The sequence below is a fragment of the Citrobacter sp. NCU1 genome (assembly GCF_010231475.1).
In the GTDB taxonomy this organism is placed as follows: domain Bacteria; phylum Pseudomonadota; class Gammaproteobacteria; order Enterobacterales; family Enterobacteriaceae; genus Citrobacter_D.
On record NZ_NRDO01000024.1, the window covers coordinates 1 to 1,647 of the forward strand.

The following is a 1,647-nucleotide window of genomic DNA, read 5'->3' on the forward strand; positions in this document are numbered from 1 at the left end:
TAACGTCGCAAGACGAAAAATGAATACCAAGTCTCAAGAGTGAACACGTAATTCATTACGAAGTTTAATTTCATGAGCATCAAACTTAAATTGAAGAGTTTGATCATGGCTCAGATTGAACGCTGGCGGCAGGCCTAACACATGCAAGTCGAACGGTAGCACAGAGAGCTTGCTCTTGGGTGACGAGTGGCGGACGGGTGAGTAATGTCTGGGAAACTGCCCGATGGAGGGGGATAACTACTGGAAACGGTAGCTAATACCGCATAACGTCGCAAGACCAAAGAGGGGGACCTTCGGGCCTCTTGCCATCGGATGTGCCCAGATGGGATTAGCTAGTAGGTGGGGTAACGGCTCACCTAGGCGACGATCCCTAGCTGGTCTGAGAGGATGACCAGCCACACTGGAACTGAGACACGGTCCAGACTCCTACGGGAGGCAGCAGTGGGGAATATTGCACAATGGGCGCAAGCCTGATGCAGCCATGCCGCGTGTATGAAGAAGGCCTTCGGGTTGTAAAGTACTTTCAGCGGGGAGGAAGGGGTTAAGGTTAATAACCTTGGCCATTGACGTTACCCGCAGAAGAAGCACCGGCTAACTCCGTGCCAGCAGCCGCGGTAATACGGAGGGTGCAAGCGTTAATCGGAATTACTGGGCGTAAAGCGCACGCAGGCGGTCTGTCAAGTCGGATGTGAAATCCCCGGGCTCAACCTGGGAACTGCATCCGAAACTGGCAGGCTAGAGTCTTGTAGAGGGGGGTAGAATTCCAGGTGTAGCGGTGAAATGCGTAGAGATCTGGAGGAATACCGGTGGCGAAGGCGGCCCCCTGGACAAAGACTGACGCTCAGGTGCGAAAGCGTGGGGAGCAAACAGGATTAGATACCCTGGTAGTCCACGCCGTAAACGATGTCGACTTGGAGGTTGTTCCCTTGAGGAGTGGCTTCCGGAGCTAACGCGTTAAGTCGACCGCCTGGGGAGTACGGCCGCAAGGTTAAAACTCAAATGAATTGACGGGGGCCCGCACAAGCGGTGGAGCATGTGGTTTAATTCGATGCAACGCGAAGAACCTTACCTGGTCTTGACATCCACAGAATTTTGCAGAGATGCGAAAGTGCCTTCGGGAACTGTGAGACAGGTGCTGCATGGCTGTCGTCAGCTCGTGTTGTGAAATGTTGGGTTAAGTCCCGCAACGAGCGCAACCCTTATCCTTTGTTGCCAGCGGTCCGGCCGGGAACTCAAAGGAGACTGCCAGTGATAAACTGGAGGAAGGTGGGGATGACGTCAAGTCATCATGGCCCTTACGACCAGGGCTACACACGTGCTACAATGGCATATACAAAGAGAAGCGACCTCGCGAGAGCAAGCGGACCTCATAAAGTATGTCGTAGTCCGGATTGGAGTCTGCAACTCGACTCCATGAAGTCGGAATCGCTAGTAATCGTGGATCAGAATGCCACGGTGAATACGTTCCCGGGCCTTGTACACACCGCCCGTCACACCATGGGAGTGGGTTGCAAAAGAAGTAGGTAGCTTAACCTTCGGGAGGGCGCTTACCACTTTGTGATTCATGACTGGGGTGAAGTCGTAACAAGGTAACCGTAGGGGAACCTGCGGTTGGATCACCTCCTTACCTTAAAGAACCTGCCTTTG

At 53.4% G+C, this 1,647-nt stretch carries 1 rRNA gene; it reads left to right on the top strand.

What is annotated here, in order from left to right:
• Nucleotides 1-87 precede the first annotated feature (87 nt).
• Nucleotides 88-1,627, top strand: a 16S ribosomal RNA gene (locus tag CJP72_RS08860).
• The last annotated feature ends 20 nt before the right edge of the window (nucleotides 1,628-1,647 follow it).